General features: G+C 44.0%; 11 protein-coding genes. 3 read left to right on the plus strand and 8 right to left on the minus strand.

What is annotated here, in order from left to right:
• Positions 1-111: 111 nt before the first annotated feature.
• The 4 genes from ACXAGK_RS09125 to ACXAGK_RS09140 all read right to left on the minus strand — a co-directional run bounded on the left by ACXAGK_RS09125 (position 112) and on the right by ACXAGK_RS09140 (position 6323).
• The gene (locus ACXAGK_RS09125) at positions 112-2046 is read right to left on the minus strand and encodes an EAL domain-containing protein (protein ID WP_474855801.1); all 1935 of its coding nucleotides are present in this window, start codon (positions 2044-2046) and stop codon (positions 112-114) included.
• A gap of 300 nt (positions 2047-2346) precedes the next feature.
• Entirely contained in the window at positions 2347-3369 is a 1023-nt protein-coding gene (locus ACXAGK_RS09130; protein WP_474855803.1) for an MBL fold metallo-hydrolase, read from the minus strand.
• A 209-nt stretch (positions 3370-3578) separates the two neighbouring features.
• A complete protein-coding gene (locus ACXAGK_RS09135; RefSeq protein ID WP_474855805.1) occupies positions 3579-5102 on the minus strand; it encodes an FAD-dependent oxidoreductase in 1524 nt (507 codons plus the stop codon).
• Positions 5103-5168: 66 nt separating this feature from the next.
• Complete coding sequence (locus ACXAGK_RS09140) at positions 5169-6323, minus strand: aromatic ring-hydroxylating oxygenase subunit alpha (RefSeq protein WP_474855807.1); 1155 nt, start codon at positions 6321-6323, stop codon at positions 5169-5171.
• 153 nt (positions 6324-6476) lie between these two features.
• Here ACXAGK_RS09140 and ACXAGK_RS09145 point away from each other — a divergent pair, with 153 nt between their 5' ends.
• Positions 6477-7058: a TetR/AcrR family transcriptional regulator gene (locus ACXAGK_RS09145; protein WP_474808687.1), complete on the plus strand. Its 582-nt coding sequence runs from the start codon at positions 6477-6479 to the stop codon at positions 7056-7058.
• A gap of 335 nt (positions 7059-7393) precedes the next feature.
• On the plus strand, positions 7394-9043 hold the full coding sequence (locus ACXAGK_RS09150) for an AMP-binding protein (protein WP_474855809.1): 1650 nt from the start codon (positions 7394-7396) through the stop codon (positions 9041-9043).
• Positions 9044-9210: 167 nt separating this feature from the next.
• Here ACXAGK_RS09150 and ACXAGK_RS09155 read toward each other — a convergent pair whose 3' ends face one another.
• The 4 genes from ACXAGK_RS09155 to ACXAGK_RS09170 form a co-directional block, all read right to left on the minus strand.
• Positions 9211-12258, minus strand: a complete 3048-nt coding sequence (locus ACXAGK_RS09155) for an efflux RND transporter permease subunit (protein ID WP_474855811.1) — start codon at positions 12256-12258, stop codon at positions 9211-9213.
• Positions 12259-12261: 3 nt separating this feature from the next.
• Complete coding sequence (locus tag ACXAGK_RS09160) at positions 12262-13395, minus strand: efflux RND transporter periplasmic adaptor subunit (protein WP_474807538.1); 1134 nt, start codon at positions 13393-13395, stop codon at positions 12262-12264.
• A 267-nt stretch (positions 13396-13662) separates the two neighbouring features.
• On the minus strand, positions 13663-15600 hold the full coding sequence (locus ACXAGK_RS09165; protein WP_474855813.1) for a monovalent cation:proton antiporter-2 (CPA2) family protein: 1938 nt from the start codon (positions 15598-15600) through the stop codon (positions 13663-13665).
• 1 nt (position 15601) lies between these two features.
• Positions 15602-16252 carry an NAD(P)H-dependent oxidoreductase gene (locus ACXAGK_RS09170; RefSeq protein WP_474855815.1) on the minus strand — a complete coding sequence of 217 codons (651 nt, stop codon included), beginning with the start codon at positions 16250-16252 and terminating at the stop codon, positions 15602-15604.
• Between the two features lie 304 nt (positions 16253-16556).
• Here ACXAGK_RS09170 and ACXAGK_RS09175 point away from each other — a divergent pair, with 304 nt between their 5' ends.
• Positions 16557-17051, plus strand: a complete 495-nt coding sequence (locus tag ACXAGK_RS09175) for an acyloxyacyl hydrolase (RefSeq protein ID WP_474855817.1) — start codon at positions 16557-16559, stop codon at positions 17049-17051.
• The last annotated feature ends 121 nt before the right edge of the window (positions 17052-17172 follow it).

Below are 17172 nucleotides of genomic sequence, written 5' to 3' on the forward strand. Positions count from 1 at the left end.
TTTAAGGCGCTAACTATTTTTCACACATCCGTGCCGTCTTCACACATCCGTGCCGTCTTCACACATTCGTTCACGGTAAACGCCTATTAAGTATCATCAAAAAGCGCTGTATTAATACACATTCCACAGTGATGGCTTTGCAAAATAGTAGCCCTGCTGGTGATCAACCCCTAGCTTATTCAACGCCACCGATTCCGCTTCGTTTTCTACCATTTCGGATATTACCTTTATGTTCAAGCCTTTGGCTATACTAACAAGGCTTGAAACAAATAGCTGGTTGTCTTTATTTGTGTGAATGCCTTGCGTTAGCCTGCCAGAGAGTTTTACAAACTGCGGTTGTATCGCCCGAAGGCCAGATAGTGAAGCAAAATTATCACCAAAACGCTCAATGGTAATTCCACAGCCTATGCTAATTAACTGGCGGCAAAGCGACTCTGTAACCTCTCTATACTGAATTAAAGCGGCATCTTCTACTTCAAAAAACAGTCGATGGCTTAGGGCCTTGCGCTTAGCGATTTCTTTCACTAACCAGTCTCTAAACTCAGTATTTGCAATGGAAGCTATGCTCAAGTTCACAGCAACATGTTGTGAGGTTACCTCTAACTTTTTCAGAACGATAGTAGTGACAAGCTTGTCTACCTGTGGGATAAGATCTAATCGCTCCGAGGCCGGAATCAGCTGCGCCATAGGAATTACGTCATTCGTGTCCTTATCTTTGAAGCGTCCTGATGCTTCGTAATAGGCGGGAACGTTTTGGTCGGTGTTCATTACAGGCTGTATCATAATATCTGCGTACTGTTGAGACACAATGTAATTCAGTCGCTCACGCCACTGGGTATTGCTATGCACTTTTGATATTTCAGATGCCAGCTGCCAGCCACTTTGGGTTTTCATTGCAGTAATAAGAGCGCTATCTACACTTTCCATGATTTGCGGCATTGTCATAGTACCGACAAACCGCGTGATCCCCATGAAGGTTGCTTTTGTTCCATCTCGAAGCGGTGACGCGCTTAAACATTGCTTCGCGAGATTGTTAAGCATAACTTCTCGGGCTGCGCTTTCCATTGCTTCGCTAATGAGTGCGAAATCACCGCCCGACAATCGAAATACAAAGCGGATATTGTGGTTGTTTTTGGTTTCTTCTACCAAAATGTTTGCCACCGCTTTAATGTAATTATCGCCCGGTACCATACCCAATTTTGTATTTATACTGCCTAGGTGAGCTAGTCTGACAATAATAAGCTCTTTTTCTTGCGCAGAAGCATTTTCATTTAATAGAGCGCGCATATGACGCTCAAAAGCGCTTCTATTTGCTAGCATCGTGAGCGAGTCTTTACTGGCTTCTTTTTTGAATAGTTCTGATTGACGCTTTAGTTCATCGAATTTAGTGGATAATGTGCCTGCAAGTGAGTTAGCCGCTTCAGTTAATGGCTTAAAATCTTCACTCGACGCCGATATTTCAGGCGACGTGAAATTATGGCTGCCAATTTCATTAAGTTTTTTTACGGTGTCGTCAACGGGGCGCTTTATGCGCCGGTTGACGAGTAGAACGAAAAGTGAAAGAAGCACTGCGAGGACGAGAAAAGCAGCGATATTTTTAACGAGTACAGTGATGAAACTAGCCGAAAGCGTACCTTTACTCGCCGTAAGTACGAGGTTGTTCTCACTATTGTATAAAGCGACGCGCTTCACATATGCAGTGCTTGGGTCAACGAGTGAATACCACGATGGCACCGTGTTTTCACTTACGGCGTTTGCGCTCAACGCTTCTTTACCGTCTGCGCCAATAATCGATGCGGCAGAAATGTTGGGGTGTGACACGGCACTTTCTAGCAAAGTTTCAAGCAATAGACGCTCGGCTTGAGAGGAAAGAGAAACTTGTTGAGCAACAGCCTTCTTATAAACTAACGCACTTTTTTCAGCCTGCAGCGTTACCGCCTCGGACGCGTTTAATTGCAACTTACGTAATTCGGCGACAGACAATGCAGTAAATGCTAAAAGCAAAAGGGTTACAATACCCAAATTAGTTTGGCTAGATAGCTTCATTACTAGCAGTTATCTCCTTCGACTGAAAAATTGATTTTCACTTTAGTGGTCACTTAGCTTTACTATGCAATATTATGCAAAACCACGCTGAGCAATTTACACTCAAAGCGCACTGCGCCTATATTTAAAAACGCACTGAGCCTACACTCGAAGCACGGTACCAATGCTTAAAAACGCGGCGCTTAACATAATTGTAGCTTATACGATGGATGAGTGCGAATTATACAATGTAACCACAAATGTACAGTAAAACAAAATGTTAAGCGAGTAGTAATAAAGCGTTTTCCTTGCCTATACGTTTTACCTGTTATCCAGCCACCATGTCTTATTAGGCGCTTCACCAGCATGTTTTATAGGCACTATTTCGCCAAAAACCGGAATGCTGGTAAGGACACCTTTGGCACTGGCAAGTTTAGTGATTTTTATTAAGGGCTCGTTCCAATTATGCAGTGCTAAATCAAAGGTGCTGTTGTGCACTGGCATCATAACGCTGGCTTGAATATCAATATGTGCTTGCAAGCTCTCTTCAGGCATCATATGAATCTCAGACCATAGCTCGTTGTACGCGCCGGTTTCAATCATCGACAAATCAAACGGGCCATACTTATCTCCAATCGCTTTAAAGCCTTCAAAATAGCCCGAGTCACCGCTGTAGAAAATATTCGTAGTTGAAGATTTGATCACCCAGCTAGCCCAAAGGGTTTCATCTTTATCAAATAAACCTCGGCCCGAAAAATGCTGAGACGGGGTGGCGACAATTTCAATATCGCCAATCTCAGTGTTTTGCCACCAATCCAATTCAACAATTCTGTTTGCATCTACACCCCAGTCACGTAAATGATTACCTACTTTTAGCGGTGTGATGAACATGTCCACTTTGTTTTTTAATATTTCAATACTGCCCTTATCTAAATGGTCGTAATGATCGTGACTTATGATAACGGCATCTAATTTAGGCAAGTCTTCCAGTGAAATTGGCGTTTGGTGGAAACGCTTGGGTCCCATCCATTGAACGGGAGACGCCCGTTCACTAAAGACTGGGTCGATCAATATATAACGCTCGGTAAGTTTCAATAGGGTAGTAGAGTGGCCCAGCTTTATCACGCTATCTTCTGTAACTTCATCAAGCATTTGTGGTGTAAGTGCCGACACGGGGATGTCAAACGTTGGCGTTGCAGCATCTCTATTGTCTCGAAAATACGCTTTGGTGACTTTCCACATGTCTCGCCACGTCGTTTTATATTCAATATGCGTATTAGTGAATTTTTCTGGTTGCGACGCGCTTGCAGCAAGGGTGTTTGAAGAACCACAGAAAGATGTCATAAATAAAACTCCAACAAGAAAGCGTGTGCGATTAAAAACGGGCATGCTCTCACCTAAAATTAAAAGTATACTACACAGTGTAGTTTACTCATAATAAACTAACTTTGTTAAAAGTAAACTGTCGGGTGTAGTTTTTGTTGCTTTGTCTGAAGTTTGGGCTGTACTGACAGATTTAACTATGGAGCACAATTAAACTGTAATACGGGATGCTAATCTGGGATGAGTCGAGCGAATGCTTTTGCAGAGCTAGGTGTATTAAAGCAACCTGTTAACACATAGCCAATGGTATTGAACTTATTGTCGAGCAGCCTTGCACTAACCCCATTATTACTTTGTTCTTCAATTATCCAACGACTGCGGCCACTAGAAGTATGAATGGGTAGCACCATGTTTATAGGATGGCAGCTGGTTTTTACGACAATGGGCATAATGGGGTAGGACAAATGCTCGGGTTGCTTCCCGTTCATTTTCTCGTTGGCCAAGTTTGACGCCAGTAACTTAACTTGATTCAGTAATGGCGCGACGTAGGGCAGTACTGCGCCAACCCGCTCAGGCTTATTATCAGCAATTATTTGAGCGCCTGCATCGTCATGCTGTGTTGAGACTTGCGCACAGTCTCCCACGGCAAACACATCTGGCGCCGATGTTTCTAGGTTACTATTGGTTAAAATGCCACGCTGACAAGAGATGTCAGCGCGTAACGCCAACTCGATATTGGGCTTTACACCAATTGCTGATAGCACAAGGTCGCTTTTAAGTCGCTTGCCGTTAGCAAGCAACACTTCTGCGCCCTGCCCATCATTTTCAACACGCGATACTGTAGTGCCAAAGTGAAATGCTGCACCTGCCTCTGCTAATGCATGAGTGAGTGAAGTAGAAGCTTCTTTGGGCAGCAGCGCGTTGAGCGCACTGGGTTGAGGGTCGACAATACTCACATGAACACCCGCCCGCAGAAGGTTATCAGCAAATTCACAGCCAATTAAGCCAGCCCCCATGATCGTAATGTGGCGGGCATGCGCGGCGTCGGTAATGAACTGTCCATAATCAGTAAGGTTATTTACAACGCGAATTTTGTGACTTGCGTTACCCTCAATAGCTGGCGTCACTGCCGATGAACCTGTCGCTAGAACTAACTTGTCGTAAGGCTGCTCTCCACCGCCTTGGAGTAACACGCATTTAGCGTGCGTGTCGATATGCTCTACCAACGTATGAGTAAATAGTCTAACGCGATATTGGCGTGAAAAATCCGAGGCCGAACTTTGCGTAAGCGTAGCTACACTTTTTTGTTGCGCATAAGCATTAGATAGCTGAGGCTTGCTGTAAACCGTGCCGTCATCTTCACAAATAACAATAATAGGCGTATGTTTGTCGTGTTGACGGTACGATTTTACAAAGTTAACGCCCGCCATGCCCGAACCCACAACCACGATGGGTGCATCGCTTGCATCGTCGTGCTGAGTTCCTTGGCTGGCTAGCGGCTTTGGGCTTGCAGGGCCTTCACTGTGAAAGGGTTGGAGCGATGCCTTTTGCGTGTTTATATGCTCAACATCGCTTACCTCAGGCACTTGTTTCATTTGAAAATCAGACTTACTAATGCCGCATTCAGGACAACACCAATCGTCGGGAATGTCTTCCCATTTAGTACCTGGGCGTAAGCCTTCTTCAGGGCAGCCTTGTTCCTCATCATATAGCCAACCACAAGCCTGACATTCCCATATTCTATATTGCGACATAGCTTCTACCTCACCGAGCCTTTTGTTTTATAGCCACTAAAGACAATTTTTTATGCAAAACAGTCGTTACACTGAAAGAAGTGCATCAAGCTCTTCATTAAAGGCGTGTAAAGCCCACTCATTCTTACCGTATTGAATGTAGGGCAGGGCGCCGCTTTCTAACGATGATTGGATAGACTCACCCAAAGCCCAATCCTCGTTGAGCGTGGTATTGGTGATGTCGTGGTTTTTCTGCCAATGACGAAGCTGATTAATATCGTTAAGATCGGCGCTATTTGGGATTAAAGTGGTAATAGTAATTTCGGTTTCTCCCGCGCTCAGCGGGCGAAAGTTAATAAATTCCACGTGTTCTTTTTGTATAAGCAGCGCCGTATTCGGCAGCAACATGAACAGCGTGTGGCTATAGTCGTGCAGCGATAAATCATCTGTTGCCTGTGCTTCCTCAGACGACAAGTTCTTTGTGGGCATAACTACCCGGTAATGCATATCAACCTTGTCAATTACCGCAACATTGTTGTAAAAAAACGGCGCAATGGTCTCTTTGTGTGCAAATGCAAAGTGATAAGTCTCAAGCCCACCCTCAGAAAAGAGTTTCCAATTACCCTTCCATACCTTAGTAAAGCGCTTGAAGTGGGTTAGTTCATCTGCTTTAAGCCACTCAAGGTGCGCATTCATACCTGCCAAGTGACCCGTTAAATGGGCTTTGATATCTTCATTTTCAGCAGCGCTTGGGCATACCCATATAAAGCCATACATTTCAATGCTAGGCAGTGCGATTAAGCCATTGTCTGACTTATTGGTATTTGGAAAGCAGTGCTGGTGACCTGGAATGTTGTTAAGAGCGCCATCAGTGGTATACGACCATGCGTGGTAAGGGCATACAAACTGCTTACTGCACCCCGAGCCTTCAACTAATTTCGCACCTCTATGTCGGCAGGCGTTTCTAAATACATGCACGAGGTTGTTCGAATCACGGCTGACAATCAACGAGCCCATAGTTGTCTTAACTTCTTTATAGCTGTCGAGCTCATCTACCTCAGAGGCATGAGCCACAATGGTCGGTAAAGAATTGAACACCTTTTTTAGTTCATCGTTAAATCGAGATTGGCTAGTGTATCTGTTAGTGTCTGAACGCACCTCAATATCACCCAGGGAGGTGGTTTTGTTAGCGACGTTTTGTTTCGCATTTTTAATCAACAACTTTTCGATATCGGTGTTCATGATGTCACTCCTAAACGGGAAGCGTATGTTTTGATAAATCAAACGCGGTATACGTATTTTAATTTACTTACCGGTTGGTAGGTTTTTACAAAATACCTACCAAGTGGTAAGCTGTCAATATGCTATTTACACTTTTTGCTTTGGAATGATGAAGTGAAATTAAAAACGAAAGATAAGTTATTAAGTACCGCCACAATTCTTTTTTCGAAAAATGGTTTTTATGGCACAAGTATTAACGATGTTGCCGCGGAGGTTAGCGTTAGCAAACAAGGCCTGCTGCATCATTTCCCTTCAAAAGAAAAACTTTACGCAGCCGTAATAGCACAGGCCGCTCATCATCTCGTCGATTTGATAGAGGAAATAAAAACTGAATCAGATAATGCCCCAAATCAACTCTTCGCACTATTTAAAAGAATGGTATGTGCTGATGAAGAACGATTGAGAGTAATTATATTGCTTATGCGTGAGCTGCTTGATAATCGCGAACGAGCTGAACAGGCACATAAGTGGTTTTTACGCCCGTTTCTCGATGATGTTGTAGGTATTGTAACGAGCGGGCAACAACACGGGTACTTTAAAGAGCAGTCACCGTTTGCTTTCGTGTATCACTTGTTGGGCGCAACGCAGTACTATGTGGTTTCCCGTCCCACGCTCGACAAGCTTTATACGCGTGAAGAGCGGGAGCTACACGAAAAGCAGCACATGGAGATGTTAAAGGGCATTATTTTTGATTAATAAGCGCACCTTGCATGGGATTGCGATAGGTGCTTCTCTTTCTCGAAGTGAATATTGACCCTTGATAGGGCCAATATTCAACCTGTTTCTACAAATGAAAGCTAATGGAAAGCCATTAAAACACTCTTTCTCTTCCGCTAACGGTTTGTTTGTCTCACAACCCTCAATTCCTAGTCCTACCAAAAAATTTTGCCACCTCTAAGCGATCAAAATTTTTTACAAATAATTTTATTATTGTTGACAACCTACCAGTTGGTAAGTTATTTCTATTTGGCCTACCAGTTGGTAGGTTTTAGTTCCCTTGTGCCTAACTAACTGCCTAAGGATGCGAAATAATGAATGATGTACTCCCTTTAAGTGCGCTGAGCCACAACTTTAAACATCTTGCTGTGAAACCGGCATTTTACCAACCTGATGGTGTAAGGCAGCGCGTATGGACTTGGAAAGAAGTAGAAAAAGCGGTGCGATCGTTAATAGGTGGTTTGCATGATTTAGGGCTGGGTAAAGGCGATGCTGTGGCAATTTATGGCAAAAATAGCGCCGAATGGATCATAGCTGACTGGGCGATAATGCTGGCTGGTATGGTTTCGATCCCCATTTACCCAACTGCAAATGAAAAAACGCTGGCTTTTATTATTGAGCGCACAAAATGCAAGGCTATATTCATCGGAAGGCTTGACGATAATCAAATAGGTATGCGGGTGTTTCCTTCTTCACTTGCACAGGTAGCACTTCCTTATGGTTCGATTGACGGCACAATTACATGGAAAGATTGGATGGCACAGAAGTCGTTTACCGGTGAGTTTTTTAAAGGGGCGGCTGATAGTGTTATCAGTATCATGTACACATCGGGCTCGACGGGCACGCCCAAAGGCGTGGAACTTACACAGCTTGCATATGCATCATCATGTGCTGATACTGCAAGATTGTTTAACGTAAATCAAAGCGATAGGCTCTTTTCCTATCTACCTCTTGCTCATATTGCCGAACGTGTTGTTACCGAAGGTATGATGATTTATGCCCCAGGAGCAGTGACTTATTTTTCCGAGTCACTTGAAACCTTCATTGATGACCTGAAAGCGGCAAAACCAACTGTTTTTTTCTCAGTGCCTCGCCTATGGGCCAAGTTTCTTGCTTCAATTTATCACACTGTTCCCAAGAAAAAACTGTCAGCGCTGTTAAAGGAGCCTTCTATAAATCAAAGTATTAAACGAAAAATAAAGTGTAGTTTAGGTTTCGAAGAAACAAGAATTTGGGTATCGGCTGCCGCACCAATCTCGAGAGAAATAATTGAAGAATTTGAAGCCCTTGATATCTATATTTCTGAAGCCTGGGGCATGACCGAGGTAACGGGGGCAGGGTGTATTAACTATCCGTTTAAATCTTCGATGATAGGTACAATAGGCAAGCCCTTTACTGATGCTCAGGTTCGTCTTTCACAAGATAATGAGATTCAGGTGAAAGGCCGCAATGTATTTAACCGTTACCATTTAAACCCAGAGACAACCGGTGAAAGTTTCACCGACGACGGCTGGTTTAAAACCAAAGATAGAGGCGAGTGGGACGAACAGGGCGCTCTTAAAATTGTAGGCCGATTAAAGGACGAATTTAAAACTACAACGGGAAAGTACATTATTCCTTCCCCTATCGAGGCAATAATGTGTAATCACGATATTATAGAATTAGCGTGTGTGATGGGGAGCAACAGGCCTCAACCTTTCGCGGCAGTTGTACTTAGCGATACTGCATTATTATTAGATAAAGACGCTATTAGACGAGAGCTTGAGCGGTTTCTTCAAAATACTAATGAAAGCCTAGAAAACCATCAAAAGTTAAGCCATATTCTTGTGGCAAGTGAGTCATGGACAGTTGAAAATAATATGCTTACGCCGACGATGAAAATTAGACGCTTTGAAATTGAGACGAGATTTAGAGAAGCTGCATTAGCACTTAATGACCAAGCAAAAATTTTGTGGTGTGAATAACTAATAGTAAAACTGGCAAATGTTCAGGTGGCTTGTTTAAACGGCAAAAACTTAGGCCAAAATGGCATCTGTTCAGTAACCTTTTGTAGGCATTAGCGCCAACATAAAAAAGCTGGCAACCTAAAAAAGGAGCCAGCTTTTTTTTGTACAATTTGCTTGTAGGCTTTTTACTCAGACTTTATACCGTGGAACGTACAGTGCAGCACAGGCAATATAAGCAGTGTAAGTACGGTGGCAACAGTCAAACCAAATACAATGACTACCGCCATTGACGCGAAGAACGCGTCAGAAAACAACGGGATCATGCCTAGTATGGTAGTAATGGCTGCCATAGAGACTGGTCGTACACGAGACACCGATGCTTTAACTACGGCATTAAACGCATCGTTATTACCCTTAGCCTGCACGTTTATCTCCTCCATCAACACAATACCGTTTTTAAGCACCATACCGATAAGGCTTAAACTTCCAAGCAACGCCATAAAGGTAAATGGAGCACCAACGAGCACTAAGCCGCCGATAATACCGATAGTAGTAAGTGGTATAACGCCCCAAATCGCTAACGCTTGGCGCAATCTACCGAACAGCAATACGGTAATGATAAACATACCCAAAATTCCAATCGGCATGCTCGAAAATAGTGCGCTTTGTGCATCAGTCGAGGTCTCGTACTCTCCGCCCCATTCGATGCGGTAACCATCAGGCAACTCAAGATCATCTACAAGAGGTCTAACTTTCGCCTGCACGCTGGCTGCCGTTTCGCCCGATAGGGGCAAAGGCTCTGCATAAACGGCGAGCATGCGCACTCGATTACGGCGCTTAATGATAGGGTTATCAAGGGTCACATCCACGTTGCTGATCACGTCAGCCATGCTGATGTACTTACTTTGTTCCTGGCTCCATACGTTAAGCGAAGCGAGGTTATCAATGTCATAGCGCTGATTAGGATCGTTGCGCATGATGATAGGTATTAAATCGCTGCCCTCGCGGTAAAGGCCAACAGTTTCACCCTCGTTATTCAGAAGAAACGCAGTGTGTACAGCATCTCGCGTTACACCAATACGCCTGGCTTGTTCTTCCAAGAATACTGGCTCAACAAATGGCACTTTATTACTCCACGACAAACGCACGCTGTCCATGGTTTGTTCTGCTTGGAATATAGCTTCTACGTCACTACTTATCTCACGTAAAACCTCAGGCTCGGGCCCGTATATTCTGGCCTCAATAGCCGCTTTCGCAGAAGGACCTACCTGAAGTGCTTGCACTTTGTACTGCACATTAGGAAAGGTTTCGCGAAGTAACTCAATGATTTCTCGCATTCTAGCATCGCGAGCTTCCACCGTATTGGTTTCTACGATAAGTTGCCCGTAACTTGCGTAGCGGTCTTCAGGTGAGTAAGTCAGGGTAAGACGCTGTGCGCCGCCGCCTATTACGCTGGTGATATTAGCGATGTCAGGCATATCCATCACTTTTTCTTCTAAACGGCGTATCGATTGTTCAGTCGTTAGAATATCGCTACCTTCTGGCAGACGTAAGTCAACAAAAAAGAGCGGAGTAGATGAGTTAGGAAAAAACGCGTTTTTTACGAATTTACCCGATGCAACGCTACCGACTAAGGCAATTACGACAAGTACAATAGTGATATACCTATGATTAATCGCAGCGGTAAGTATTCGTTTATAAACGGTGAAGATAATACCTTTATAAGGGTCATCATCTTCATCATTTGATTGGCGCTCTTTATTTGTATTAAACAGTAAGTCGAAAAAGAAAGGCGTAATAGTAAGAGCAGTGATCCAACTTAAAAATAGCGAGAAGCACAGTACCCAAAACAGTGAGCCAACGAACTCACCAGTAGCATCCGGAGAGAGCCCAATAGGTGCGAAAGCGGTAATGGCAATTACGGTGGCGCCTAGAAGAGGTAAACCGTTTTGAGACACTACGTCTTTCGCCGCCTGAAGCTTAGTTTGTCCTTTTTTAACGCCAATTAACATGCCTTCGGTAACTACGATAGCGTTGTCGACAAGCATGCCGAGGGCGATGATAAGCGCCCCTAAAGAGATTTTTTGTAGCTCAATACCTTTGATTGACATCATGATAAAGGTACCAAGAATAGTCAGTACGAGAATAAGCCCCATCAAAACGCCACTGCGCCAGCCCATGAAAAGCAATAGTACAAAAATAACAATGGCCACGGCTTCAACAAGGTTAATCAAAAAGCCGGTTACGGAGTCGTCAACCACCGCTGGCTGGTTGTAAACCGTATTAAGGCTCATGCCGAGGGGCATGCGTTGTTCTAATTCGGCAATTTTAGTATCAAGACGCTTGCCCACATCAACTACATTTACTGCAGACGCAAACGACACGCCAATAGACAGGGCAGGGGTGCCAGAACTATGGTAAAGAAGCGAGGGGGTGTCGTTAAGTTTGCGCTCAATAGTTGCGATATCGGTGAGGCGAATCAGCCCGCTTGCCGGTGAGCCAATAACAACTTGACCTAATGCTTCTAAGTCATCAAATTCGCCGGTGGGCTGTATGGATAAGCGTTTGCCCTGAACTTTAATTGAGCCTGCATTACCCACCACATTTTGCGCAGTTAACAAACCAGCGATTGATTCTGCAGAAATATTGAGGGCTTTCATTTTATCGTGATCTAAAGATACGATAATTTGCTCGCTAACAGTGCCGGCAATGGAGACTTTTTTAACGCCCTCTACAAGTTGGATTTCTCGCTGCATTAGGTCAGCAAAATCTTCTAACTGTTTTAATGAGTAGTCTTCGCTCTGCAAGGTCATTAAAAGTCCATACACATCACCAAAATCGTCATTTACGATAGAGGTGCCAGTGCCGGGAGGCAGGGATGCCTGCGCGTCATTTACTTTACGGCGCAAATTATCCCAGTATTGTTCAAGGTCCTTAGCCTGAACGCTACTTTTAAGCTCTACCGTAATTTGCGATAGCCCTACCATGTTTACAGAACTAATGCGCTTTACGTTGGGTATACGCTGAATAGCCTTTTCAAGCTGTAGCGTGACTTCTTCTTCAACTTGTTCGGGCGTCGCACCTGGATATTGGGTAATAACAAGTGCATTTCTGATTGTAAATTCTGGAAACTCTAGTTGACCCAAGCCAAGAAACGTCACAATACCGCCAACACCTAAAATGATGGCGACCATCCAGCTTATTACTTTTTGACGAAAAAAATACTCGACCATGATTTACAGGCCTCCTTCTTTCGTCCACTCAGTTACAGATTGGCCTTCTTTTACTAAATGAGCACCTGCAGCAACGATTTTATCATCGTCGTTCAACGGACCTTCTACGAGTAAGCCGTTAGAAATTCCCCGTGTGATCATAACTTCTACCGCTTCGACTGTACCTTTTTTTGCATCATTGCTATCTGGTTTGAAGCGCCACACAATGGCTTTGTCTGGCTCTGCATTGTCTGTAACTACAGCGCCAAAAGGGACTAACCACAGTTTCGCATCAGATTCAATGAGCTTGGTCATATCAAGTAATACGGTAGCGCTCATGCCTGCCAATACATTAATATCGTCTGGTTCTGGCAGGGTAATGGTCACTTCATAGCTAAGTTCACCTTGACGCGTGGTGCTTTCGTGATCCTTGTACATAGCCGAGTAACGCTTCTCTGGCATGCCGGAAAAGGTGACCCACGCCATTTCCGAGGTACGGTTTTCACGGGCTCGAGAGCGATCAATCATGCGCATTTTTTGCTCTGGCAGCTGAAACGTTACATCAATCGCGCCTGGCATATGAAGCTCGGCGATGGTTTGCTGAGGCACAATGACTTGGTAGTTTTCAACGGGTACAGATGCAATAAGCCCAGCAAAAGGAGCGCGAAGCTCAGTGTAACTGAGTTGGTCTTGTGCATTGGTAAGGCTGGCTTTAGCCGCTAAAAAATTGGCCTTTGCTTCATCAAAAGTAGAGCGGCTTACCGCGCCTTTTTCAACTGACGCTTCCATACGTTCAAACATAGCTGAAGTCACATCAAACTGAGACTGGGCGGTGGCGAGTTGTGCTTTTGCATCTCGGTCGTCAAGCCGTGCGATAAGCTGGTTCTCTTTCACTTCCTCGCCTGCTTTTACGTTAAGTTCTTGAAGCTTACCGCCTATACGAAAAGAAAGGTTTGAATACTCAGCCGCTTCCACTTGCCCTGGGAATTTAGCAATGGTTTCGTCTGAATGCTGAACTTCATAAAGCGTTACCGGTGTTGAAGATACAGTTTTAGGTGGAGTAGGGGCGTCTTCACACGCACTTAAGCCAGCAAGTGCGGTAAATGCAACCACAGCGCGCACGGCTACACTGTTAAAGAGACTCTTTTTAGACAACATGGTAACTCTCCATTTAAATAAACCACTTTTCGTTCCCATTTTGGCAATGGGTTATCTTGTATTACGCGCCTATTAACCATCATTAAAGCGGATGGTATAGAAATCTAATATACGCTTACTTCAACGTACTTAAAGGTTATAGCGTTATTTTTCGTTTTCGATCAGAATTTTTGCTCACCAGTTCAAGGTTTAACCAGCGAGTTCAAATCAACATCTTCGACCCGTAACGCGAATACGCAACAGAAATACCGCTAAGTTACACGTCCATTACTTCTTTGCGTTATTTGGTTTCTCATCGGGCGCTAGTTTTTCAGCATAACCTTTAGGCGGTGGAGTCCAACCACGCATTTTCGAATGTTTGTCGTGTAAATCTGCTTTAAGCGCACCTTCGATTAGTGACTCCAGTTCAATAAAGAGCTTAAGGTAATTATTATCAACCCGTTCGCCACTGGCTTCATCCACCCACGCGTGATAAAGCACATCGTTTTGTTGCGTCTCAATATTTTTATAGGCCATCTTTTGTCGTTCAACCTGGAAGGGGTGAATATTGAGTGAGCGTAATGCTTCTGCGCCCATCTCTAGCGCACTGTGATAGGTTTCAGATACAACATAATCTGCGCCCAGCTGGCGCAAGCGGTATCCATGACCGCGGTCAAAGGCACGTGCAAGCACTTTAGTGTTAGGGAATGAATGCTTTGCGTACTTTACCATTTCTGCGGCTGTTTCTCTGTCGTCAATGGCGATAACCAACAAAGAGGCTTCGTGTGCCCCAGCGGTATGCAAAATGTCAGGTTTGGATGCATCACCGAAATAAGCTTTGGTGCCGATACTTCTTATTAGATCTATTTGCTCAGAACGAATATCGAGGACAACGGTATTTACATCGTTGGCTACTAAAAGACGGTTAATAATTTGCCCAAAGCGCCCAATTCCTGCAATAACCACGGTACCTTTTTCGTCGATAACATCTTCGTCACGTTGTGATTTAGCGTTTTTATAGTGAGGAATTATGGCTTTGTCGAATAGGATGAAAAGCCCTGGCGTTAAAAACATAGAAATTGCCACGACTAACGAAAGTACTGAAATGATGTCGCTAGGCAACACGTAGTTTTGCGAGGCGAAACTTAACAGTACGAAGCCAAACTCCCCCGCCTGGGCAAGGCTTAGTGTGAACAGCCATTTGTTTGTGCCTTTTATTTTGAAAATTAAGGCGATGATAAACAGCACAATGGCTTTCACAAGCATAACAGCTACGGTTAGCCCTGCTATTAGCATTGGGCTCTCACTAAGTACAGAGAAGTTAATGCCTGCGCCTACCGTTATAAAAAAGAGGCCTAACAATAAGCCTTTAAACGGCTCGATATTGGCTTCAAGTTCATGCCTGAATTCACTGTTTGCTAAAACTACACCAGCCAAGAATGCACCAAGGGCGGGAGAGAGACCTACAAGTCCCATTAGTGCTGCAATTCCTATAATGAGCATGAGCGCTGTGGCGGTAAAAATTTCTCGTAAACCCGATGCGGCGACAAACTTAAATAAAGGGCGGCTTAAGTAGTGTCCGCCAATAGTGAGAAAGGCAATAGAGCTAATAATCACCAAGCCAGAAGCCCAAGGTGCAAGCCCTTCTACTAAATTGAAACTATCGTGTGACCCTGTATCGCCGCCATGTGCATTTCCTGCTTCTACCAGTTCGGGTATGGCAAGGAGGGGGATAAGCGCAAGCATGGGAATAACCGCGATATCCTGAAACAACAAAACGGAAAAGGCGCTTTTACCACCTTCTGTTTTTTGCAGCCCTTTTTCTTGCAACGTTTGTAAAACTATGGCGGTTGAAGAAAGGGCGAAAATAAGACCAATGGTAAGAGCAATGCTGAAAGGCTGTTCAAGCAACAGAGCGACACCAGTGATAAGCGCGGTAGTAAATGCTAATTGCAAACCGCCTAATCCCATAAGCTTTGACTTCATTGCCCATAAAGAGCGGGGCTCAAGCTCTAGCCCAACTAAAAACAGCATCATGACTACGCCGAATTCAGCAAAATGTTGAATGGCAACGGTCTCATCGCCAACAAGGCCGAATACCGGTCCTATGACAAGCCCAGCAATTAAATAGCCTAATACAGACCCCAATCCAAGGCGCTTTGCAATGGGCACGGCGATGACAGCGGCAACCAAGTAGATAAATGCATATAAGAAATAGCCAGTCACGTTAATCTCCTTGGGAAGTACAAAGGTCTGCGAGATTTTCGATACGCTTTGCTTTTTCTAAATCGAGGGTATTGGTTGTTAGCTTTTTCAGCAAAGTTACCCACTTGTCTTTGTGCTGAGCCACCCGGTGTTCTTCCTGCGCAGTACGAGAGCCAAAGAGAGCAAAAGGGGCGATGTAAGTCATATGCGTGATTTGGGCCATTTGCTCTAATGGCTGAAGTAGTTGCCTAATAGTGTAATGATTGAAACCGTCAGTTTGATAGGCCTCTTCTTTGCCGCCTGCACTTAAAGCACAAAGGAACAATTTATTTTTCAGCGCAGTACCTTCATGACCGTAGGCGAACCCATATTCCAACACTAGATCTTGCCACTCTTTTAAAATGGAAGGCGTTGAATACCAGTAAAGCGGGAACAAAAAAACGATAACATCGTGATCGATCAAACGCTGCTGCTCCCGTTCTATATCAATATTGAAATCTGGGTATTCTGCGTACAGGTCAACGGCGGTAACGTGTTTATTTAACCTGGCTTCATGAAAAAGCGGCACGTTCACTTCGGAGTGCGTTTGTGCAGGGTGAGCAAACAAAACCAGTACTTTTTTACTGCTCTTAGTGCTTTCAATAGCATGTGCAGTGGAGTTTTCGTCGGTCATACATCTCTACTCAGTGTTACAGCCAATGTTTTTTAGCCAGTGTTTTTAGCCAATTGGGTTTTACCAATATTGACGATATTCCCAATCGTCAGCGAGTACCAGTCTAATTCTTAATGCAATATCTACGTTTAGAGCAAATAAGAATGTGTGTTTCCTCAAAGTTATAAGGTTACCAATCTTTAGTAGGTTGAAAAAAGTAACCTAATTACCATTATGAACTAACGAATGGAAATAGTCCCGCCAATAGCTAAAAAAAAGCTTCGACGGTACGCAATCATTAACTTTTACGTAAATCAGTATAACCATGAAAACACCAGTAAAAACACTCGCACTTGCATTATCTTTACTTTCACCTTTTGCATCGCTTTCCACTTATGCTCTACCTCAAGGCACAGAACTCAAAGCTGGGGCTGCGGTTTGGAATCTGTTTGATGACGCAGACCGTTACGCTTTACATGTGGCCTATGTTAACAAACCGCTTGAATCATTCTATGGCGTGCGACCTACAGTACTTCTGGTAAACGCAGATCAAGGTCAACACTATTTCGCGGTGGGTTTGGCAAAAGACGTCTACCAATACAACGATTTTTCTGTACGCGTTGCTTTTCATGCCGGTATTGTTGATGAGTCTGAAAATTTAGGCGACACCATTGAGTTTTACTCATCGCTTTCTGGTTTATACAAGATTTCTGACACCTTTTCGCTAGAGGCTGAAGTTGGTCATATTTCTAACGGTGGGCTAGGGGACACCAACCCAGGTTCGGAGTCGTTTGTATTAAGTGCTCACTATCTCTTTTAGTAAGAAGTTTATATATCCTAAGCGTTCAAAACGCACTTCCATTGAATAAAAAACAACCCGCAAAAGTGCGGGTTGTTTTTACTTTTCTCATCTATTCCATACTTAGTATCAACTTTTTAGT

It is taken from the genome of Alteromonas sp. ABM1_013, from assembly GCF_056160505.1.